Genomic DNA, 20687 nt, shown 5'->3' with positions numbered 1-20687 from the left:
GAGATTACTGAAACCAAGTGCGATACCTAAAGGAGTGTCTATATGAAATTATCCATTATTGTACCTTGTTATAATGAACAAGAATCATTGCCATTATTTTTTGCAGAGACGCAAAAGCAATTACAGAAACTTGCTGTCACACCCGAATACATCTTTGTTAATGACGGATCGACGGACCAAACATTGTCAGAGCTAAAGAAAATGCATAAACAAGAACCAACAATCGTCCATTTCATTGACTTTTCAAGAAATTTTGGTAAAGAGGCGGCCATCTATGCTGGGCTACAAGCTGCGACAGGAGATCTTGTGACACTGATGGATGCGGATTTGCAAGACCCACCAGAGCTATTACCGGAGATGTACCGACTCATAACGGAAGAAGGGTATGACTGTGTCGGCACGCGTCGCAAAAGTAGAGACGGCGAACCACCAATCCGCAGCTTCTTTTCGAAAGTCTTTTATTGGCTAATAAATAAAATTTCGCAAACGTCAATGGTCAGTGGTGTGAGAGACTTTCGTTTAATGACTCGCCAAGTTGTAGATGCGATTTTGCAGATGGGTGAGTACAATCGTTTTTCGAAAGGGATTTTTAGTTGGGTCGGTTTTAAAACCACGTATTTGCCTTATGAGAACAAAGAACGAGTTGCTGGGGAAACTTCCTGGTCGTTTTGGAGTCTTTTTCGCTATTCTTTAGAAGGAATTATTGACTTTTCAAATGTGCCCTTGCAATTGGCCGCTTGGGGTGGCATCTTTTCTTGTTTTTTAGCAGTCCTTATTATTGTAGTGATCGTTATTCGAACGCTCATATTCGGTGACCCGACTTCTGGTTGGCCTTCAATGGTATCAATTATCCTCTTTTTAGGAGGATTACAACTATTTTTTATAGGCATATTAGGACAATATATCGGGAAAATTTACTTAGAAGTGAAAAAAAGACCAGTTTATCTAATTAGAGAAACGGATTTAAATCATCCCAACAAGGACTAGCAAGTCAAAAGATATGGCTATTAAAAATGAACATTTTCCATTATAATAGAAAGCAGTTGTAATGAGAGAGTATCAATCTCATTGTTGTTTAGGAGGAGAAAGAAAACATGGCGGTGCAAAAGAAACGATATAAAGCAGTTATTGATCAACAAACGTATACCATTATTGGTACACAAAGTACCCAGCATATGGATATGGTGACCCAATTAGTTAATGATCAATTACAAGAGCTATATGCGCTTGCCCCTCAAATGGAGAAGGAACAGGCAGCTATCTTAATGGCGGTCAATGCGATTTCAGACCAATTGATTAAGCAAGAAGAAATTTTGGTACTAAAACAACAATTGGCCGAATTAAAGAAAACTGCCATCCGGGCGACTGAACTAGAAAACAAGTTAAAACGAATCGAGGCCATTGAGCAAGAAGCGAAGGCCGTCCTAGAAAAAAATGGTCAAAAAGATACAACGATTCACAACCATTTAGAAGCACAACAAATTTTAAATGAAGAGCGCAAACGCACGATCAAAGAAAAAACGGCACACACATAAAAGCGAGGGACGTTGAATGATAGGAATTTTATTACTGGTAGTGGTTGTACTTGCTTTCTACAATGGCGCAAGAAGAGGAACTGCATTGCAAGGCATTCATCTCATTGGCTTTATCATGAGTTTGTTTATTGCAAAAAACATGTATGAAGCTATCGGCAAAAAAATTGAATTATATGTTCCGTATATGTCCGTGACTGAGGATATGAAAATGGTGTTTTTTACGCAGCAACAGTCGTTTGATTTGGATCATTCCTTTTATGCCGCGTTCGCGTATATTTGTCTCGTGATTCTTGCATGGTTTGTTGTGAAGTTTTTGGCGGTCTTCTTTTTAGGCCTCCGCTATACCAAGCTTTTCGGTAAGATTGACTGGATTATTAGTGGACTAGTAAATGTGGGGATGGTCTATGCCTTACTCTTTTTCATCGTATTTTTGCTTGCATTGATACCGATCGACTTTTTACAAAATTTAGTGGACAAAGGCACTATCGGACACTTCATTTTCAAAAACACACCAGTTCTTTCGGATTACTATTATCAAATGTGGATTACTGATATTATAGGTTAGATGTATGATGGACGACATTGCAAGAGTGGTTCCGAATAATTCCTCGTTTTTCCAATATATAGTTGGAGAAAGTGAGCGTTATTCGGTTCTTTATTGTTTATTACAAAGATTGTAGGTGAAAAAATGAATCTAAGAATATTGCAGACACTTGAGTTTCAACAAGTAAAAAATCAAGTGAAGCCATTCTTAACTACGGCTCAGGGCCAGATTGCATTGACTGACCTTTTGCCTTCAAATAAAGAAAACAAAATTCAAGAACGTCTTTTTGAGACCGAGGATGCCATACATGTACTACGATTGCGTGGTGGCATTCCTGTTCCAAAATTAGAAAATATTGCTCCTCACTTAAAACGGATCGAAATCGGTGCTGATCTGAATGGTCTTGAAGTGGCGCAAATTGCTAGAGTGTTAAGCTCGACGAATCAGGTCTCAGCTTTTTTTAGTGAGTTACAAGAGCTCGAAATTGATTTTCATCGCTTGTATGACTGGGTAGAACAACTGGTTGTTTTACCTGAGTTAACGAAGCAAATGACACGTGCTGTCGATGAAGATGGTCGGGTAACAGATGAAGCTTCTCCTGAATTGAAAGGCATTCGTCAAGCAATCCGCCGTATGGAACAAAACATTCGAGAAGCACTCGATCAGCTAGTACGAGGAAGCCATGCGAAGTATTTGAGTGATGCGTTAGTCACGATGAGAAATGATCGCTATGTTTTGCCAGTGAAGCAAGAATACCGAGGCATTTTCGGCGGCGTCGTTCATGATCAAAGTGCATCTGGTCAGACTTTATTTATTGAGCCTAAGCAGATTGTTGAACTCAACAATCGCTTGCGTCAACAGCAAATTGCAGAAAAAAATGAAGTGGCGCGTATTCTTTCAGAATTATCTGCACTACTAGTTCCTCATCGTAGAGAAATTGCGCATAATTCCTATGTGCTAGGACAATTTGATGTCATGAATGCAAAAGCCCGTTACGGCAAACTGATGAAAGCCATCGTGCCGACGATGAGTATAGATAGAGAAGTGCAATTACTAAAAGCTCGCCATCCATTGATTGATCAAGAAGTCGTTGTGGCAAATGATATTATGATTGGAAAAGACTATCAAGCTATCGTGATTACTGGCCCCAATACAGGTGGTAAGACAATCACTTTGAAGACCCTTGGCTTATTGCAGCTAATGGCTCAGGCTGGATTGCCTATTCCAGTAGAGGAAGGCAGCCAAATAGGCGTATTCGCTGAAATTTTTGCTGATATTGGCGACGAACAGTCTATTGAACAGAACCTATCGACATTTTCTTCCCATATGACCAACATCGTGTCTATTTTAGACAAAATTGATGAGAAAAGTTTGGTATTATTTGATGAGCTAGGTGCGGGTACTGATCCGCAAGAAGGGGCAGCCTTGGCCATTGCGATCTTGGATGCAGTCGGAGCAAAATCATCCTATGTCATGGCAACGACCCATTATCCAGAATTAAAAATATATGGCTACAATCGCGCAAAGACAATCAACGCGTCGATGGAATTCGATGTAGATACCCTAAGTCCAACGTATCGGCTGTTAATTGGGGTACCTGGTCGCAGTAATGCCTTTGAAATTTCAAAACGCTTGGGCTTAGATACCACCATAATTGAGGAAGCGAAGCAAATTATGAGCGGAGAAAGCCAAGATATTAATGAAATGATCGCTGATTTAGAAAATCAACGCAAAATGACGGAAACCGAATATTTGGAATTACGTCAACAATTGCAAGAATCTGAGAAGTTACAAAAAGAGCTAACCAAAGCGACGGAATTATTTTACCAAGAGCGCGACGATGAACTCGCAAAAGCCCGCAAAAAAGCCAATGAGCTAGTTGAAGAGGCTCAGGAGAAATCTGACCGCATTATTAAAGAACTACGACAAATGCAACTGGAAGGTCAAGCGACACCAATCAAAGAACATCGTTTGATTGCAGCGAAGACCAAGATGGCGAGTCTCCACCAAGAAGACGCATTGAAGAAAAATAAAGTATTGAAAAAGGCGAAAGCCGCCAAGTCCTTGAAAATAGGCGATGAAGTCCGCGTTATTTCTTATGGTCAACGAGGGGAACTGATTAAAAAAGTCGGTAATCACCAGTGGCAAGTCCAAATGGGGATTTTAAAAATGACCATTGACGACACAGATATCGAAGCCATCGCTGCGCCAAAGCAACCGACGCAACGAACGGTTCATACTGTGCGCTCCCAACGAGCAGCACACGTATCGCCGCAGCTTGACCTAAGAGGAAAACGCTACGAGGAAGCCTTAGCCGAAGTCGATCAATATTTGGATGCGGCCATTCTTGCTAACTATCCACAAGTCACCATCGTTCATGGAAAAGGGACTGGTACATTGCGTCAAGGAATCGTGAACTACTTAAAGAATCATCGAAGTGTCAAACACTTTGAGTTCGCACCAGCCAATCAAGGGGGTAATGGGGCAACCATTGTTCAGTTTAAGTAATTCTTACAAATGACAAGCAAATGTTTTTTTGTTCTTAGAACTTGATGCTATACTACTAGTAGTAAACAAATGGAGGAATTAATTATGCCAACAAATATTACCGATGCTACATTTACTGAAGAAACAGATAAAGGTCTTGTATTAATTGATTTTTGGGCACCATGGTGTGGCCCTTGCCGGATGCAAGCACCGATTTTAGAGCAATTAGCAAATGAATTCGATGAAGAAGAATTAAAAATTGTCAAAATGGATGTTGATGAAAACCCAGAAACTCCGGCATCATTTGGCATTATGAGTATCCCAACATTGGTTCTAAAAAAAGATGGCCAAATGGTGGAAAAAGTGGTAGGCGTTCATACGAAAGATCAACTAGAAGAATTGGTAAAAAGCTACCAATAATTGATTGCAGTTGTGACAAAAGCATTTAGATCGTGTAAGTTGCTTTCGTAATACTATTTGTGTTTAAGGGAGTGTGACGGATGTGTGTCACACGCCCTTTTTGATTTTTTGATTATGGTATACTGATGAAGAGGAAGGTGAGCAAATGAATGAGCAAATTCGACATAAACTAGCCTTGTTACCCGATCAATCTGGCTGTTATTTAATGAAGGATAAGAATGGAACAATCATTTATGTTGGAAAAGCAAAAGTCTTAAAAAATCGTGTCCGTTCCTATTTTACTGGAAGCCATGACACCAAGACAGAGCGGCTAGTGAGTGAAATTGTCGATTTTGAATACATTGTTACAGAATCAAATATTGAAGCGTTGGTCTTAGAAATTAATTTAATTCAACAAAATAATCCTAAATATAATATTATGCTAAAAGATGATACCTCATATCCGTTTATAAAAATCACAAATGAGGCCTATCCAAGGCTACTAATTACGAGGAAAGTGCTGAAAGACAAAGCCTTTTACTTTGGTCCGTACCCTGATGTGCGCGCAGCGAATGAGACAAAGAAATTGCTTGACCGGTTGTTTCCGTTTAGAAAATGCAAAGTGTTACCCAAAGATGTCTGCTTGTATTACCATATGGGACAATGCTTGGCGCCGTGTGTCTTTGATATTCCGAAAGAGACATACACGAAAATGGCAATTGAAATTCGGCGCTTTTTAAATGGGGGCCATGCACAGATTCAAAAAATGCTAACACAACGTATGGAAGATGCTGCTGAGCGTCTTGAATTTGAGAAGGCAGCCGAATATCGAGACCAGATTCAGGCGATTGAGACAGTGATGACGCGACAAAAAATGACACAGACTGACCTTGTTGATCGAGATGTTTTTGGTTACGACATTTTAAATGGCTGGATGTGCGTGCAAGTATTCTTTATTCGACAGGGAAAAGTAATCGAACGTGATGTCTCGATGTTCCCTTTTTATAATGATGCACCGGAAGATTTTTTGACATTCATTGGCCAATTTTATCAAGAGAATGCCCATTTTATCCCAAAAGAAGTATTAATTCCTGCTGACATCGATCAGGAGAGTGTAAAAGCCATTGTTCCGACAAGAATTACGCAGCCACAACGGGGAGAAAAGAAAAAGTTAGTCGATTTGGCGGGAAAGAATGCGAAGATTTCACTGACAGAAAAATTTGAATTAATCCAACGTAAGGAAGAGCGGACGATTGGTGCAATTGATAAGCTCGGTCAAGCGATGAATATTCCAAAGCCAATCCGTATCGAAGCCTTTGATAATTCCAATATTATGGGGACCAATCCTGTTTCGGCGATGGTTGTCTTTGTAGATGGCAAACCAGCAAAAAAAGAATACCGGAAATACAAAATCAAGACCGTCGTTGGTCCGGATGATTATGCATCTATGCGTGAAGTTATCTACCGACGCTATGCCCGTGTCTTAAAGGAAAATTTGCCGCTACCTGATTTGATTATTATTGATGGTGGAAAAGGCCAAGTCGATGTCGCCAAAGATGTCTTAGATAACCAATTAGGTCTAGACATCCCCATCGCTGGTCTTGCTAAAAATGATCAGCACAAAACGAGCGAGTTACTATTCGGATCACCACTACAAGTAATTCCATTGCCACGAAATTCAGCGGAGTTTTTTCTGTTGCAACGGATCCAAGATGAAGTGCACCGCTTTGCAATTACCTTTCATCGTCAACTTAGAAGCAAAAATAGTTTTGCTTCTCGATTGGATGATATTGCCGGACTTGGACCAAAGCGAAAAAAAGAATTACTCAAACAATTTAAATCATTGAAAAAAATCGAAGAAGCGACCATCGAGGAACTCCAACAAGTCGGACTTCCAAGACCAGTAGCTGAAACTCTTTACCAAAAACTTCATGAACAGAAAGCTACAGATAAGCAAGAATAAAAATTTTGAGATAGCAGTAACTACAAGCAAAAGCCCATGCAAGCCAAAATTACGAGAATCAACTTCGGGATTTCATGGGCTTTTTACTTGTATCTACTGCTATCTCAGCTTTGTTTATGAGTACGATGCCCACCAGATAGTTACATTGTCAACCGAATGAACCAATTTTTATAAGTTTTCAACAATGTACTTAAAAAATTCTTGATCTAGTGGGTGGGTATGGCAGGATTGCTCCGGATGCCATTGTACACCAATAATTGTATTGCCATAATAAGTACTTTCGATGGCTTCAATAGCGCCGTCAGTTGTATGAGCGGTCACTGTAAAGTGATTGGCAACTTGATCAACAAATTGATGATGATACGAATTTACTTTGTACGTCTCAGGTAAAAATTGACGAAGCAAACTTGTCTCTTTGATCGTCACGTCATGCGTCGGATGCTCCAAAGAAATCGGTGATTGGACATGTTTCAATGTGTAATCCGTCAATGATGTATCTTGATACAACGTACCACCAAAAGCCACGTTAAGGACTTGCATGCCTCTACATACACCGACAATTGATTTTCCTTGCTTCACAGCTTCTTTGATTAATGCTAACTCAAATTCATCGCGCGCCTCAAAGACTTCTCCTAGTAGGGGATGTCGCGCTTGATGAAAGTATTTTGGATCGATATCTTGACCACCAGCTAATACTAATACATCAATTTGCTCGATATAGGCGACTGCATCCTCAACAATTCCTACAGGTAGGATTACTGGCAAGCTATTTGCGCGTAAAAAACCTTGAATAAAATCTCTAGGCGTATAGGAAAAATAATACGTATGTTGATCTTTTTCGTCATATGTTGACCGTTCGTTTCCGATAATACCAATTCTTTTTTTCATAGTGGTCGTTCCTTTCAAAACAATACTGCAGTCGAGTTAGAAAGAAACACCCTCTAGTAACTAACTAAGTTTTCCTTATTTTTCGACGTAGCAATGATAATTTTTAGCGTACACGAATGACTTCAATTTTGTATCCATCTGGGTCTTTAATGAAGTAATAAGAAGGAGGGGTACCGGGTAGTCCTTTCAGATCCGTTACATCAAACCCTTCTGCTACATGCTTTTCATGCAAAGCGGCAACGTCTTCAGTCGCGATGGCAATATGACCATAGCCATCTCCTAAATCATAACCCGGATGGTCGTAATTGTACGTCAACTCTAATTCATAGTCATCATCCGGTAGTGTCAAATAGACTAGCGTAAATTTTGCATCTGGAAAATCTCTACGGCGACTTTCTTCAAAATTAAATGCCTTTTGATAGAAAGCAAGTGAAGCATCCAAGTCTTTTACTCGAACACAAGTATGGGCCATTTTCATAATGTTCATCCTCCATTTCTTTGATAGGTATATCATAACATAGTGTGAGAAAATGAAAAATGATTTCGCCTAGATTCTGCTTGTATTTAAAATCGAAAACGAGTAGAATTTTCGTAAAAGGAGACGGTCTAATATGAAGAGTGAGCCAGTTTTTGGAAAGAAAGAACACGGTAGACAATACAAAAAACGAGTGGGGGTTTATGTCGTTATTAGCCGTAATCAAAAACAAGAAGTCATTTTGGTTCAGGCGCCAAACGGAGCATACTTTTTACCTGGAGGCGAAATTGAAGCAAACGAGACGCATCTTGAAACCATTCGTAGAGAGATGCTAGAAGAGGTTGGCTTTGAGGTATTTGTGGGCGAGTTTTTAGGTACTGCAGTCGAGTACTTTTACTCGAGTCACCGCGATATTTATTATGAACACCCAGGATTTTTCTATGTTGTGGATCATTGGTCCAAAATCGCGGAACCTACAGAAAAAACGAATCATTTGCTTTGGACTACGCCAGAAGATGCCATGCTCTTATTAAAGAGAGGGAGCCATCGTTGGGCATTGCAAAAATGGATGAATGAATAAAGAAAAAAAGCTGAGTCACCATCAAGCAAAAAGACCAGCCAATCCAACAGTTGTTTTGAAAAACTTTGGGTTGGCTAGTTTTTTGTGTAGCTGGTACTTCTACCATGCGGGTTTAATCAGTTTAGCAGCACAAAATAATTGTGTACGAATTGTTACTTCTTTATAGCGCGTAAGTATGGATGGCATAGGCAACGCCATCTTCATCATTTGATTTGGTCACGTGTTGGGCATGCTTTTGAATAGCTGCTGTCGCATTGCCCATAGCGACACCTAGTCCTGCATATTGCAACATCGATACATCATTTTCATTATCACCAATGGCCATCACTTCATCTGCTGTAAGGCCTAAATGCTCACTCAAACGACTTAATGCTAAGCCTTTACTAACTTCTTTGTTGAGTACTTCAAGGAAGAAAGGGGCGCTTTTGACAATTGTAAACCGTTCATAGAAGTCTCGCGATAGGTGATTGATTGTTCGATTTAATTTTTCCGGTTCATCAATAAGCATCATTTTGACAATGCTCAAGTCAGGGGTCATTTCTTCGGGTGTCCGATACTTTAAGGGCATAGTTGACAAATACGCTTCATGCACAGTATAAGGACTAACGTCGCGATTGGCTGTGTAGATAGCTTCTTCCGTTTCAGTCAATAATGGGCAATTTAATCTTCTTGCCTCGACTTCAATCGCTAGGTAATCTTCATACGATAAGCCAAATAGCGAGATTTTTTCTTTTGTCTTGCAGTTTAACACGAGCGACCCATTAAAATTGATGACATAGTCGTCTTCATTTGTTAAGTCTAATTCTTGAATTAATTTTTCGACACCTAAGTAGGGACGACCAGTACAAAGGACAATCTTAATTCCTTTTGTTTGTGCCAATTTTAAGCTTTCTTTGACAGCTTCCGTTACTTGATGATGGCTGTTTAAGAGAGTACCATCAATGTCGATTGCGATTAGTTTTATTGTCATTTGTCTTTTCCTTTCTATTGCAAGTGACCGTTATGAATATGAGAAAGAAATGACTCATAGGTTTCGCTGAATAAATTGTAGTTTGTTTGTTGCTGGTTATGAATCATTTCTCTAGGGAAATAAAAACGGTTGTCACCTTGCGTCTGGCCAGCTAGTGCAGCCACAAGCGGACTGACTTTTGATAATTCTACTAAGCTACCATCTTTTTGTTGTAGCTCAATTTGAGTACGGTGCTTGTTTGATTTTGGTCGGTAAAAATCATAAGGCAAATCAAAACTAGAATTAATAGCTGTATAATACTCGTCATTGTAGCCGACTTTTTTGACATCTTTTCTTAAAAGTTGAATCAGCTGCTCATCAATCTCAGGCTGGAAACTTGCTGATTTCAGTGGTTTTCGATTCAGGAATCGATTCGCCAAATCACTTAAAATTGCATCAGAAGAATCGGTCCAGTGATTGAAATAGGTATTCAAGACGCCATCATCTAAGCGGACGTAATCTTCTAATTTGAATTCGTCATTTAAAAAGGGAACGATTAATTCGGAATGACGTTCGAACCACTCTTGGTTTTCTGGATACAATTCTTTGGCACGATTTAATAAATGTTGTAAGACGACTTCCATTCCGCGCGAGCTAGGATGGAAATATACTTGCACGTACATTTGGTAGCGACTCACTATGTAATCTTCCACTGCGTGCATCCCGTTCATTGCGAAGCAGATGCCATCATTATAGGGTCTGACTACGCGCAAAATTCGTGTAATATCAAATGTTCCATATTCCGTACCTGTAAAGTAGGCATCACGCAATAAATAATCCATACGATCGGCGTCAATTTGACTAGAGATCATTTGAACTACTTGTGGATTTGGATATTGTTTGGTGATAACGCTAGCTACCTTTTCTGGAAAACCTTCTTCTACCCGGTTCAAAATTTGGTACACTTCCGTAGTAGGAGAGGTAATGATATCTACCGTAATGGCTTCATGGTTGGTTTGAAAAATGTGTTCAAAGGTATGAGAGTAAGCCCCATGCCCAATGTCATGTAAGAGCGCAGCACACAAGACTACCAATCGTTCAGAATCATCCCAACCGGCTGCTCCCATTTTTTTGATTGAAAAATTTCGCTCGAAAATGTCGCAAATTCTACGCGCAATTTCATAAACACCCAAAGAGTGCGAGAAGCGAGTGTGCTCTGCTCCATGAAAGGTAAATGAAGATGTACCAAGCTGATGGATTCTACGTAAGCGTTGGACTTCTCGAGAATTAATCAGATCCAAAATCACTTGATGTTGCACATGAATATAATTATGAACCGGATCACGAAACACCTTCTCAATGGGAAGCATCTGTTGCTTATAGGCTGTTGTCATGTAATAGCTCCTTTATTTGATCGTTGCGATCAATCATACTATTTTCTTTGGTGCGATATAAGTCTGCCGACGCTCTCTGATCTAGCCAATCGGATAGCGATGAAATGACTGTAGGGTCATCAAACAAGGCGACAAAACGGCCTTTCACTTGATCAACAGTCATCTCAGTATTGAGTAATTGGCTTAAAGTTGTCATACTATCCGGATTGACAGGTGGATAACCATCTTGGCCGAACTGCTCTTGAAGTCCACTTTGGTAGAAAGCTCGGACAAGCTCACCACGACGCTGTTGCTCGCCATTGACACTTAAATACATCATCACTGCAATGCCATTTTTGACACGCCGCTGAGCAATGCCAGCTATTTTTTTGCCATTGACAGATAAATCAAACGTTCCTGGACAATAAGAATCACTAATTTCAAATGCTTCAATCACTAACTCAGGTAACGCTTCTTTCGTGAGCTGATACATCACCTGGTATGCCTCATCTGTCAGCCGAAGTTGCTCACTTTTTGGAAATATATATGAAATATTAAGTACGCCTTCATCAGCAATGACGGCTAGCCCACCAGCATTGCGAACAATTGGCTGGTAACCTGAATGGATTACAGATTGTAAGCCTTTTTGCAAATAAGGGACACGCATGTCTTTCATTCCTAGAATCAGCGTACGATCAAGTTGCCAAAAATGTAGAAACGCATTTTTTGTTTCACCAGCCTCTTGCGTAAAGACATCAGTGATGGCAAAGGGTGAAAAAGAAGTCATGGACTGAGAAGCACTTTGATCAAAAAGATACACAGTCATATAATTATCTCTCCTCATAAGTATTCTGTACTTATTATATACGATAATTTGGGTGAAAAGGAAGGAGCCGATTGAAATTGTAGATAAATTGACAAAACAGCAAAAAAAATGAACAATGGAGCTAGTAAGTTAAAGGAGGAACATTTGTGGATTTAACACAAGCATTACCAATTGCTATCCATTTAGAGACTGTCACAGTACAAGAAGGAACACGTCAGGACTTTGTCTTTGATGTGGCTGGCCAGATTGTAAAAATTGGCGATACATTATATATTCGTTACAAAGAGGAAGCAACGGATTCGACCGAAGAAATTCCGGTCACAATTAAAATACTTCCGGATGGCAGCATACAATTAATTCGCGCGGGTGAAATGCGTTTGCGTTTGAAATTTACTTATAAGGAAAGAAATGAAAGCCAATATAAAGCACCATTTGGTATGCTATTTTTTAGTACATATACCCATAATTTGCACGTTAGCCTGACAGATAAGCCCATCGCGGGAGCAGTTTCGCTTTCGTATGATTTATATATGGCTGAGCAAAAAATAGGAGAATACTCACTTTCCTTAACATTTACAGTGTAATTTTTGAAATAATGAAAGAAAAAATTGCTTTTTTGCCTCGGTTTTTGTATGATTAGACGTAGACTTTGAAAGGACGTGTCCCGATTGGAAATTAATGTATTTGAAGGCAAAGATAAGAGCGAATTATCCATGATAGAAGTGGCGCATGCGATTTTAGAACAACGTGGTGATGTGATGGACTTTTCTGATTTAGTCAATCAGATTCAAAACTACCTTGGAAAATCGGATGGTGAAATTCGTGATTCTTTGGCTCAGTTTTATACAGATTTGAATATTGATGGAAGTTTCATTTCTTTAGGCGACAACCGTTGGGGACTAAGATCTTGGTATGCAATTGATTCAATTGATGAAGAATTAAACCATGGCTTAGATGAAGATGATGAAGATGCGCCACGTCGTAGAAAGCGCAAGAAAGTCAACGCCTTTATTAATGGTGATGATGACGCAATCGATTACAATGATGATGATCCAGAAGATGCAGATTTGTCAGATGACGAGGATGATTTATTTGAAGATGATGATGATGACGATGAAGAAATTTCGGCATACAACTCTGATTTACAAGAAATTGGAGCAGACGCATCAGAAGACGATGAAGAACAAGTTCCTGAAAATATCGAAGAAGACTTAACAATTATCGAAGACGATGAAGACGACGAAGAACTTTACAAAGACGATGAAGAATAGTCTAAACAAAAAACACCCAGCTCAATTTGAGCCGGGTGTTTTTTTATCGAAAATCATTAGCCAATCCAGATTGAGTTCTAGAACAATCTGTTGTATGCTATTACAGATGAAACTACGCACCCTAAGGGAATCGAACCCCTGTCTCAAGAACCGGAATCTTGTGTGATATCCACTACACTAAGGGTGCAAGCACTTAATTAGTATAACGAATATTTTGAAAAAAACAAGGGGGTAAACATGAAATTTGAACAGCAACTTTCCCAGAAGCAACGCCAGGTGCAACAACTAGCGCTGACACAGCAGTTACAGCAGTCACTTAAAGTTTTGCAATTTAGTGGTGAAGAACTTTTTGAATTTATTAATCAGCAAACTCTTGAAAACCCATTAATTGAATTAAATAGCCAATACTACAATGGATTAGCCCGAAAAAATACATTGGGAAACACCTCAACACCGGTAGAGACAAATTTTGGTCAAATAGCCGATACGCACCATTCTTTTTTTGAATATTTGTTAGCACAAGTTCATTTGAATTACCGCGACACACCATTGAGAAAACTAGTCATAACATTAATCAGCTATTTGGACAATGATGGATTTTTACGAACATCTTTGCATGACATTAGTGATGAACTTCAAAAAAGCTATATTGAATTGTTGGATGCGTTGACTTTAATTCAACAACTGGATCCAGCCGGAGTAGGTGCGAGAAATTTACAAGAATGTCTCATGCTTCAAACAGAGCGAGATAACTATGCACCGTCCATTGCTTATATAATTCTTGAAAGCTATTTTGATCAATTAGTTGAAAGAAAATGGCTTGAGATTAGTAAGCAGTTGGAGGTAACGCTAGAAGATGTCCAAAAGGTTTTTGACTATATTCAGACTTTATCACCAGCGCCAGGAGGATTCTTTCAAAAGGACGAGGGATTATACATTATTCCCGATTTAAAAGTCGATATCGTGGGAAATGAGATTGTGTTAAAATCTACGCGCTCCATTCAGCCACCATTAAAGTTAAATGAAGAGTATTTTGATCAATTCAAGGAGACGACGGATCTGGATGTCAAAAAATTTTTAAAAGAAAAAAAACAAAACTACGAATGGCTGAAAAAAACAATTGATCAAAGAGGCAATACAATTTTGCGTGTTGGAGAATGTATTGTACGTCATCAAAAGGCTTTTTTCTTAGAAGAAACACATCCGTTGAGGCCACTAACCCTAAAAGAAATTGCTGATGAGTTAGCGATTCACGAATCAACTGTGAGTCGGTCAGTAAATCATAAATATCTTGAAACAAGTTTTGGTATTTTTGAATTAAAGCATTTTTTTGTCGCAAAACTTGCAAGTGAAAGTGGTGAAGCGATATCTACACAACAAGCAAAAGAGCATCTTGTTCAGTTTATTCGTAATGAGGATAAAAGGAAGCCACTATCTGATCAAAAGGTAGTAGAGCTAATGAAGAGTGTAGGAATCAATCTTTCTAGGAGGACGGTTGCGAAGTATCGTGAAGAATTAGGTATTTTAGGCTCCTCTAAAAGAAAACGATTTGATTAAAATTTTTAAACACTTCATAACCGCTATGTAGAGCGATTATGAAGTGTTTCCTTATGAATAAAGTGTTAAGATTTCTTATTCATTAAAATGTTGAACAGCTAATGGTTGCATCATAATTCAAATCGTGCTATCATTCATTTGTAAGAGTTATTAGATGCTCTTCAAAAATTTTTATCCTCAACGGGTCGTATTAAGTCTATGTTGGACGTTTTTTGTCCGCCGGAGGTTTTTATGCAAAAGCAAGATGATTTTAAAGTGTTAGAGGAAATCGTTCCGGATATCTTGACCGTTTTACAAGAACGATATCGTATTCTCCAGCATATTTACTGGATGCAACCGGTAGGACGTAGAAGCTTATCAGAAAGTCTTGGCTTGACTGAACGAGTTTTGAGAACTGAAACAGATGGGTTGAAAAACTTAAATCTGATTTCTTCATCAAAAAGTGGGATGTTACTCACCAAAAAAGGGGAGCAGTTATATTCCCAGTTGGGTTCACTAGTAGATCGTCTTTTTGGGATGAGACAGCTAGAAAAGCAATTGGCAAGCTATTTTGGTATTGACAAATGTTTAATTGCTGATGGAGATTCTGACCAACAAAGAAAAGTGATCAGTTCATTTGGAAGATTGCTTAATGAAGCACTTGATGCAAAGCTTCCAGAAAAAAGCAATATCATTGCTGTAATGGGTGGTACAACCATGGCGATGGCTGCGGAAGAATTGAGAAGTTTGGAAACTGATCGCCGACACAATTTATTTGTACCAGCTCGCGGAGGAATTGGGGAATCTGTAAATGTACAAGCCAATTCAGTCAGCGCCGTAATGGCGATGAAATCGCATGGTGATTATCGTTCGTTGTTCGTTCCAGAACAATTGAGCTCCACAACATATGATTCACTACTACAAGAGCCTTCGATTAAAGAAGTATTAAATTTGATTGGACAGGCAAATTGTGTGATTCACGGGATTGGACGAGCACTGCACATGGCAGCAAGAAGGAAAATGCCAGAGACCGATATTTTAATGCTAAAACAAAAGCATGCGGTTGCTGAGTCATTTGGGTATTTTTTCAATGAACAAGGAGAGATTATTTATAAAATCCCTCGAATTGGGTTACAATTGAAAGATATTCAACATATTCCCTATGTATTTGCAGTTGCAGGTGGACGAGGAAAGGCCAAAGCAATTCGAGCTTACATGCAAAATGCACCAAAACAAACGTGGCTCATCACTGATGAAGCTGCTGCTAATGAGATTTTAAAAGGGGTAACCCTTTAAAATAAAATTTTTATGATTTTCATAAGGAGGAAATCTTAAATGACAGTTAAAGTAGGTATTAATGGATTTGGACGTATTGGACGTTTAGCATTTCGTCGTATCCAAGATGTAGAAGGAATCGAAGTAGTTGCTATCAATGACTTAACAGATGCTAAAATGTTAGCTCACTTGTTAAAATATGATACAACACAAGGCCGTTTCAATGGTACAGTTGAAGTTCACGAAGGATCTTTCAATGTTAACGGAAAAGAAGTTAAAGTATTAGCTAACCGTAACCCTGAAGAATTACCTTGGGGTGAATTAGGTGTTGATATCGTTTTAGAATGTACTGGATTCTTCACTTCTAAAGAAAAAGCAGAATTACACTTAAAAGCTGGTGCGAAACGTGTAGTTATCTCTGCTCCTGGTGGTAACGATGTACCAACAATCGTTTACAACGTAAACCATGAAACATTAACTGGAGACGAAACAGTAATCTCTGGTGCTTCATGTACTACTAACTGTTTAGCTCCAATGGCTAAAACTTTAAATGACGATTTTGGTGTTGTTGAAGGATTAATGACAACTATCCATGCTTACACAGGTGACCAAATGACTTTAGACGGACCACACCCTAAAGGCGACTTCCGTCGTGCGCGTGCTGCTGCTGCAAACATCGTTCCTAACTCAACAGGTGCGGCTAAAGCAATCGGTTTAGTAATCCCTGAATTGAACGGCAAATTAGATGGAGCTGCACAACGTGTTCCTGTTCCAACTGGTTCATTAACTGAATTAGTTACTGTATTAGAAAAACAAGTAACTGTTGACGAAGTAAATGCTGCAATGGAAAAAGCATCTAACGAATCATTTGGTTACACAACTGACGAAATCGTTTCATCTGATATTGTTGGAATCAACTTTGGTTCTTTATTCGATGCAACACAAACTCGTGTTATGACAGTTGGCGACAAACAATTGGTTAAAACAGTTGCTTGGTATGACAATGAAATGTCTTACACTTCACAATTAGTTCGTACTTTAGAATACTTCGCTAAATTATAAGATTTGTAGTCATAAAATCTAATTTTGCATTGTATGAGCGGGGGAGCAGCGCGCTTCTCCGCTTTTTTTTTAGAAAATAACTGTTGTATAATAGCTAGGAGGTATATTCAATGGCAAAGATGACTATTGAAGATCTTGACTTAAAAGACAAAAAAGTATTGGTACGTGTGGATTTCAATGTTCCATTGAAAGACGGAGTAATTACTGACGATACAAGAATTAAAGCAGCACTACCTACAATTAAGTATGTATTAGATCATGATGGTAAAGCAATCTTGTTCTCTCACCTGGGTCGTGTAAAAACAGAAGAAGATAAAGCTGGAAAATCATTGGCACCAGTTGCTAAACGTTTAAGTGAATTATTAGGCAAAGAAGTAACATTTGTGCCAGAAACACGTGGTGAAAAATTAGAAGCTGCAATCGCTGGGATGAAAGACGGAGATGTTGTTTTATTTGAAAACACTCGTTTTGAAGACATCGACGGCAAAAAAGAAAGCAAAAATGATCCAGAATTAGGCAAATACTGGGCTTCTTTAGGCGATGTATTTGTAAATGATGCATTTGGTACAGCTCACCGTGCACACGCCTCTAATGTTGGTATTGCTTCTACTGGTATTCCGACTGTTGCTGGATTCTTAATGGAAAAAGAAATCAACTTTGTTGGTGGATTAGTTGAAAATCCAAAACGTCCGATGGTGGCTATCTTAGGTGGAGCAAAAGTATCAGATAAAATTGGTGTAATCGAAAACTTAATCGATAAAGCTGATAAAATTCTTATTGGTGGTGGAATGACTTACACATTCTACAAGGCATTAGGCCATTCAGTAGGTAAATCTATTTGTGAATTAGATAAAGTAGACTTAGCTAAAAGCTTATTAGAAAAAGCAGATGGCAAAATTATCTTACCAATCGATACTGTTTGTGCAGATGACTTTAGCAACGATGCTCACACAGAAATTCATGAAAAAAATGTTCCTGATGACTTAGAAGGTCTAGATATCGGTCCAAAAACCGTTGAACTATTTACAAAAGAATTGCAAGGCGCAAAATCAGTTGTATGGAATGGTCCAATGGGCGTATTCGAACTGTCTAACTTTGCTAAAGGGACTATTGGTGTATGTAAAGCAATTGCTGAATTACCAGATGCAATCACAATTATTGGTGGTGGCGATTCTGCTGCTGCAGCTGAACAATTAGGCTTTGCTGACAAATTTACCCACATCTCTACTGGTGGTGGTGCGAGTCTTGAATTATTAGAAGGCAAGACTTTACCAGGATTAGCTGCTATTAACGATAAATAATCTAAATTAGTAAATATAGTGAATGTTTTTTATAGAGGAGTGTCAAACATGCGTAAACCAATTATCGCAGGAAACTGGAAAATGAACAAAACTGCTTCTGAAGCAAAAGCTTTTGCTCAAGCAGTAGCAACAAAAATCCCTAGCAACGACAAGGTAGATTCAGTTGTTGGTTCACCAGCATTATTTTTAGAAACTTTGGTATCTGAGTCTAAAGGAACTGATTTAAAAGTTGCTGCTCAAAACTGCTACTGGGAAAATGCTGGTGCGTTCACTGGTGAAATTTCACCAGCAGCTTTAGCAGACCTTGGTGTTCAATATGTAATTATTGGCCATTCTGAACGTCGTGAATACTTCCACGAAACAGATGAAGAAATCAACAAAAAAGCCAAAGCAATTTTTGCAAACGGTATGTTACCAATCCTATGTTGTGGTGAATCTCTTGAAACATATGAAGCTGAAAAAACAGCTGAATGGATCGAAGGACAAATTACAGCTGGCTTAGCTGATTTATCTGCTGAACAAGTAAGCAGCATGGTGATTGCGTATGAACCAATCTGGGCTATTGGAACTGGTAAATCTGCTGATGCAACGATTGCAGATACAATATGTGGTGTGGTACGTTCGACTGTAGAAAAATTATACGGCAATGACGTAGCATCTAAAGTCCGTATCCAATACGGTGGTTCAGTAAAACCAGAAAATATCGCTGAATACATGGCAAAAGAAAATGTTGATGGCGCATTAGTTGGTGGCGCAAGCTTGGAAGCTGATTCATTCTTAGCATTATTAGATGCTGTAAAATAAATTTGGTAACAAACTGCAATTTCAATTGCAGGATACACAAAAATTCATTACAATAAAGATGTTAAAAAAAGGAATATTCCTTTTTAATATAACAACACTTAAAGGAGAGACAAAATCATGTCAATTATTACTGATGTTTACGCTCGCGAAGTCTTAGACTCACGTGGTAACCCAACAATCGAAGTAGAAGTTTATACAGAATCAGGTGCGTTTGGACGCGGAATGGTTCCTTCTGGAGCTTCAACTGGTGAATACGAAGCTGTCGAATTACGTGACGGTGACAAAGCTCGTTATGGTGGAAAAGGTGTTACTAAAGCAGTTGACAACGTAAATAACGTGATTGCAGAAGCGATTATCGGTTACGATGTTCGTGATCAAATGGCAATTGATAAAGCAATGATCGCTTTAGATGGTACTCCTAATAAAGGAAAATTAGGTGCGAACGCTATTCTAGGTGTTTCAATCGCTGTTGCTCGTGCTGCTGCAGACTATCTAGAAGTACCTTTATACCATTACTTAGGTGGATTTAATACAAAAGTATTACCTACACCAATGATGAACATTGTAAATGGTGGTTCTCACTCAGATGCACCAATCGCTTTCCAAGAATTCATGATCTTACCTGTAGGCGCACCTACATTTAAAGAAGCATTACGTTGGGGTGCTGAAATCTTCCACGCTTTGAAAGGTATCCTACATGACCGCGGATTAGAAACATCTGTTGGTGACGAAGGTGGATTTGCTCCTCGTTTTGAAGGAACTGAAGACGGAGTTGAAACAATCTTAGCTGCTATTAAAAAAGTTGGCTTAGAACCAGGTAAAGATGTATATCTTGGTTTTGACTGTGCTTCATCTGAATTCTACGAAAACGGCGTATATGACTATACTAAATTTGAAGGTGAAACAGGCGTTAAACGTACTGCTGCTGAACAAGTAGACTACCTTGAAGAATTAGTTAACAAATACCCAATCATCACAATTGAAGATGGTATGGATGAAAACGACTGGGATGGTTGGAAACTATTAACTGACCGTCTAGGCGACAAAGTTCAATTAGTTGGTGATGATTTATTCGTTACAAACACTGAAAAACTTGAAAAAGGTATCGAACAAGGAATTGGTAACTCAATCCTAATCAAAGTGAACCAAATCGGTACATTAACTGAAACATTTAATGCAATCGAAATGGCTAAAGAAGCTGGCTACACTGCAGTTGTTTCTCACCGTTCTGGTGAAACAGAAGATTCAACAATCTCTGATATCGCTGTAGCAACAAACGCTGGCCAAATTAAAACTGGTTCTCTTTCACGTACTGACCGTATTGCAAAATACAACCAATTATTACGTATCGAAGACCAATTAGGTGAAGTTGCTGAATACAAAGGTTTGAAATCTTTCTACAACTTAAAAAACAAATAA

20 protein-coding genes and 1 tRNA gene are annotated in these 20687 nt (G+C 38.9%); 15 read left to right on the top strand and 6 right to left on the bottom strand.

Translation table 11 applies throughout. The annotated features are described in order from the left end of the window. Nucleotides 1-42: 42 nt before the first annotated feature. From HMPREF9088_RS08085 to uvrC, 6 genes are all read left to right on the top strand, one after another. Complete coding sequence (locus HMPREF9088_RS08085) at nucleotides 43-987, top strand: glycosyltransferase family 2 protein (protein ID WP_007208712.1); 945 nt, start codon at nucleotides 43-45, stop codon at nucleotides 985-987. Between the two features lie 107 nt (nucleotides 988-1094). Then, nucleotides 1095-1535 (top strand): cell division protein ZapA, encoded by a 441-nt coding sequence (locus HMPREF9088_RS08080; RefSeq protein ID WP_007208711.1) that lies wholly within the window; start codon nucleotides 1095-1097, stop codon nucleotides 1533-1535. A gap of 16 nt (nucleotides 1536-1551) precedes the next feature. Beyond that, on the top strand, nucleotides 1552-2100 hold the full coding sequence (locus tag HMPREF9088_RS08075) for a CvpA family protein (protein WP_007208710.1): 549 nt from the start codon (nucleotides 1552-1554) through the stop codon (nucleotides 2098-2100). Between the two features lie 123 nt (nucleotides 2101-2223). Further along, the gene (locus HMPREF9088_RS08070) at nucleotides 2224-4587 is read left to right on the top strand and encodes an endonuclease MutS2 (protein WP_040367382.1); all 2364 of its coding nucleotides are present in this window, start codon (nucleotides 2224-2226) and stop codon (nucleotides 4585-4587) included. A gap of 69 nt (nucleotides 4588-4656) precedes the next feature. Continuing rightward, nucleotides 4657-4986 (top strand): thioredoxin, encoded by a 330-nt coding sequence (gene trxA / locus HMPREF9088_RS08065; RefSeq protein ID WP_007208708.1) that lies wholly within the window; start codon nucleotides 4657-4659, stop codon nucleotides 4984-4986. A 145-nt stretch (nucleotides 4987-5131) separates the two neighbouring features. Then, nucleotides 5132-6928 carry an excinuclease ABC subunit UvrC gene (gene uvrC / locus HMPREF9088_RS08060; RefSeq protein ID WP_007208707.1) on the top strand — a complete coding sequence of 599 codons (1797 nt, stop codon included), beginning with the start codon at nucleotides 5132-5134 and terminating at the stop codon, nucleotides 6926-6928. Between the two features lie 168 nt (nucleotides 6929-7096). Here the strand turns inward: uvrC and HMPREF9088_RS08055 are convergent, their stop codons facing one another. After that, nucleotides 7097-7816: a gamma-glutamyl-gamma-aminobutyrate hydrolase family protein gene (locus HMPREF9088_RS08055; protein ID WP_007208706.1), complete on the bottom strand. Its 720-nt coding sequence runs from the start codon at nucleotides 7814-7816 to the stop codon at nucleotides 7097-7099. Nucleotides 7817-7919: 103 nt separating this feature from the next. Next, nucleotides 7920-8294: a lactoylglutathione lyase gene (gloA, locus tag HMPREF9088_RS08050; RefSeq protein ID WP_007208705.1), complete on the bottom strand. Its 375-nt coding sequence runs from the start codon at nucleotides 8292-8294 to the stop codon at nucleotides 7920-7922. 133 nt (nucleotides 8295-8427) lie between these two features. On the opposite strand from gloA, the gene HMPREF9088_RS08045 reads away from it, so the two are divergent. Beyond that, entirely contained in the window at nucleotides 8428-8871 is a 444-nt protein-coding gene (locus tag HMPREF9088_RS08045) for an NUDIX hydrolase (protein ID WP_007208704.1), read from the top strand. A 160-nt stretch (nucleotides 8872-9031) separates the two neighbouring features. Here HMPREF9088_RS08045 and yidA read toward each other — a convergent pair whose 3' ends face one another. The 3 genes from yidA to HMPREF9088_RS08030 are packed head-to-tail and all read right to left on the bottom strand — an operon-like array spanning nucleotide 9032 to nucleotide 12019. Then, nucleotides 9032-9841 carry a sugar-phosphatase gene (gene yidA, locus HMPREF9088_RS08040; protein ID WP_007208702.1) on the bottom strand — a complete coding sequence of 270 codons (810 nt, stop codon included), beginning with the start codon at nucleotides 9839-9841 and terminating at the stop codon, nucleotides 9032-9034. A gap of 14 nt (nucleotides 9842-9855) precedes the next feature. Beyond that, entirely contained in the window at nucleotides 9856-11214 is a 1359-nt protein-coding gene (locus tag HMPREF9088_RS08035) for an HD domain-containing protein (RefSeq protein ID WP_007208701.1), read from the bottom strand. Next, entirely contained in the window at nucleotides 11198-12019 is an 822-nt protein-coding gene (locus tag HMPREF9088_RS08030; protein ID WP_007208700.1) for a lipoate--protein ligase family protein, read from the bottom strand. Before HMPREF9088_RS08030 ends, HMPREF9088_RS08035 begins: the two co-directional genes overlap by 17 nt. Nucleotides 12020-12165: 146 nt before the next feature. Between HMPREF9088_RS08030 and HMPREF9088_RS08025 the strand changes: the two genes are divergently transcribed. Together HMPREF9088_RS08025 and rpoE are read left to right on the top strand one after the other, a co-directional pair. Next, nucleotides 12166-12603, top strand: coding sequence for a YwiB family protein (locus HMPREF9088_RS08025; RefSeq protein WP_007208699.1), 438 nt, complete (start codon nucleotides 12166-12168; stop codon nucleotides 12601-12603). Between the two features lie 84 nt (nucleotides 12604-12687). Next, entirely contained in the window at nucleotides 12688-13290 is a 603-nt protein-coding gene (gene rpoE, locus HMPREF9088_RS08020) for a DNA-directed RNA polymerase subunit delta (RefSeq protein ID WP_007208698.1), read from the top strand. A 115-nt stretch (nucleotides 13291-13405) separates the two neighbouring features. On the opposite strand, the gene HMPREF9088_RS08015 is transcribed toward rpoE, so the two are convergent. Continuing rightward, a tRNA-Arg gene (locus tag HMPREF9088_RS08015) sits at nucleotides 13406-13477 on the bottom strand. A gap of 50 nt (nucleotides 13478-13527) precedes the next feature. Here HMPREF9088_RS08015 and rpoN point away from each other — a divergent pair. The 6 genes from rpoN (at nucleotide 13528) to eno (ending at nucleotide 20687) form a co-directional block, all read left to right on the top strand. Continuing rightward, entirely contained in the window at nucleotides 13528-14847 is a 1320-nt protein-coding gene (gene rpoN / locus HMPREF9088_RS08010; RefSeq protein ID WP_007208697.1) for an RNA polymerase factor sigma-54, read from the top strand. Between the two features lie 231 nt (nucleotides 14848-15078). Then, nucleotides 15079-16122: a sugar-binding transcriptional regulator gene (locus HMPREF9088_RS08005; protein ID WP_040366839.1), complete on the top strand. Its 1044-nt coding sequence runs from the start codon at nucleotides 15079-15081 to the stop codon at nucleotides 16120-16122. A gap of 39 nt (nucleotides 16123-16161) precedes the next feature. Then, the gene (gene gap / locus HMPREF9088_RS08000) at nucleotides 16162-17163 is read left to right on the top strand and encodes a type I glyceraldehyde-3-phosphate dehydrogenase (protein WP_007208695.1); all 1002 of its coding nucleotides are present in this window, start codon (nucleotides 16162-16164) and stop codon (nucleotides 17161-17163) included. Between the two features lie 110 nt (nucleotides 17164-17273). Beyond that, on the top strand, nucleotides 17274-18464 hold the full coding sequence (locus tag HMPREF9088_RS07995) for a phosphoglycerate kinase (protein WP_007208694.1): 1191 nt from the start codon (nucleotides 17274-17276) through the stop codon (nucleotides 18462-18464). A 48-nt stretch (nucleotides 18465-18512) separates the two neighbouring features. Next, entirely contained in the window at nucleotides 18513-19268 is a 756-nt protein-coding gene (gene tpiA, locus HMPREF9088_RS07990) for a triose-phosphate isomerase (protein WP_007208693.1), read from the top strand. Between the two features lie 117 nt (nucleotides 19269-19385). After that, nucleotides 19386-20687 carry a surface-displayed alpha-enolase gene (gene eno / locus HMPREF9088_RS07985; protein WP_007208692.1) on the top strand — a complete coding sequence of 434 codons (1302 nt, stop codon included), beginning with the start codon at nucleotides 19386-19388 and terminating at the stop codon, nucleotides 20685-20687.

This window comes from Enterococcus italicus DSM 15952, assembly GCF_000185365.1.
GTDB lineage: Bacteria > Bacillota > Bacilli > Lactobacillales > Enterococcaceae > Enterococcus_G > Enterococcus_G italicus.
This window is presented reverse-complemented; position numbering and strand designations above follow the sequence as displayed.

What these genes read in the sequence shown, in the direction of transcription:
- gap (WP_007208695.1), top strand. Translation starts at nt 16,162, where the DNA reads ATGACAGTTAAAGTAGGTATTAATGGATTTGGACGTATTGGACGTTTA.
- gloA (WP_007208705.1), bottom strand. Translation starts at nt 8,294, where the DNA reads ATGAAAATGGCCCATACTTGTGTTCGAGTAAAAGACTTGGATGCTTCA.
- eno (WP_007208692.1), top strand. Translation starts at nt 19,386, where the DNA reads ATGTCAATTATTACTGATGTTTACGCTCGCGAAGTCTTAGACTCACGT.
- tpiA (WP_007208693.1), top strand. Translation starts at nt 18,513, where the DNA reads ATGCGTAAACCAATTATCGCAGGAAACTGGAAAATGAACAAAACTGCT.
- HMPREF9088_RS07995 (WP_007208694.1), top strand. Translation starts at nt 17,274, where the DNA reads ATGGCAAAGATGACTATTGAAGATCTTGACTTAAAAGACAAAAAAGTA.
- HMPREF9088_RS08055 (WP_007208706.1), bottom strand. Translation starts at nt 7,816, where the DNA reads ATGAAAAAAAGAATTGGTATTATCGGAAACGAACGGTCAACATATGAC.
- uvrC (WP_007208707.1), top strand. Translation starts at nt 5,132, where the DNA reads ATGAATGAGCAAATTCGACATAAACTAGCCTTGTTACCCGATCAATCT.
- HMPREF9088_RS08085 (WP_007208712.1), top strand. Translation starts at nt 43, where the DNA reads ATGAAATTATCCATTATTGTACCTTGTTATAATGAACAAGAATCATTG.
- rpoN (WP_007208697.1), top strand. Translation starts at nt 13,528, where the DNA reads ATGAAATTTGAACAGCAACTTTCCCAGAAGCAACGCCAGGTGCAACAA.
- HMPREF9088_RS08035 (WP_007208701.1), bottom strand. Translation starts at nt 11,214, where the DNA reads ATGACAACAGCCTATAAGCAACAGATGCTTCCCATTGAGAAGGTGTTT.
- HMPREF9088_RS08030 (WP_007208700.1), bottom strand. Translation starts at nt 12,019, where the DNA reads ATGACTGTGTATCTTTTTGATCAAAGTGCTTCTCAGTCCATGACTTCT.
- trxA (WP_007208708.1), top strand. Translation starts at nt 4,657, where the DNA reads ATGGAGGAATTAATTATGCCAACAAATATTACCGATGCTACATTTACT.
- HMPREF9088_RS08005 (WP_040366839.1), top strand. Translation starts at nt 15,079, where the DNA reads ATGCAAAAGCAAGATGATTTTAAAGTGTTAGAGGAAATCGTTCCGGAT.
- HMPREF9088_RS08070 (WP_040367382.1), top strand. Translation starts at nt 2,224, where the DNA reads ATGAATCTAAGAATATTGCAGACACTTGAGTTTCAACAAGTAAAAAAT.
- HMPREF9088_RS08075 (WP_007208710.1), top strand. Translation starts at nt 1,552, where the DNA reads ATGATAGGAATTTTATTACTGGTAGTGGTTGTACTTGCTTTCTACAAT.
- HMPREF9088_RS08045 (WP_007208704.1), top strand. Translation starts at nt 8,428, where the DNA reads ATGAAGAGTGAGCCAGTTTTTGGAAAGAAAGAACACGGTAGACAATAC.
- HMPREF9088_RS08080 (WP_007208711.1), top strand. Translation starts at nt 1,095, where the DNA reads ATGGCGGTGCAAAAGAAACGATATAAAGCAGTTATTGATCAACAAACG.
- yidA (WP_007208702.1), bottom strand. Translation starts at nt 9,841, where the DNA reads ATGACAATAAAACTAATCGCAATCGACATTGATGGTACTCTCTTAAAC.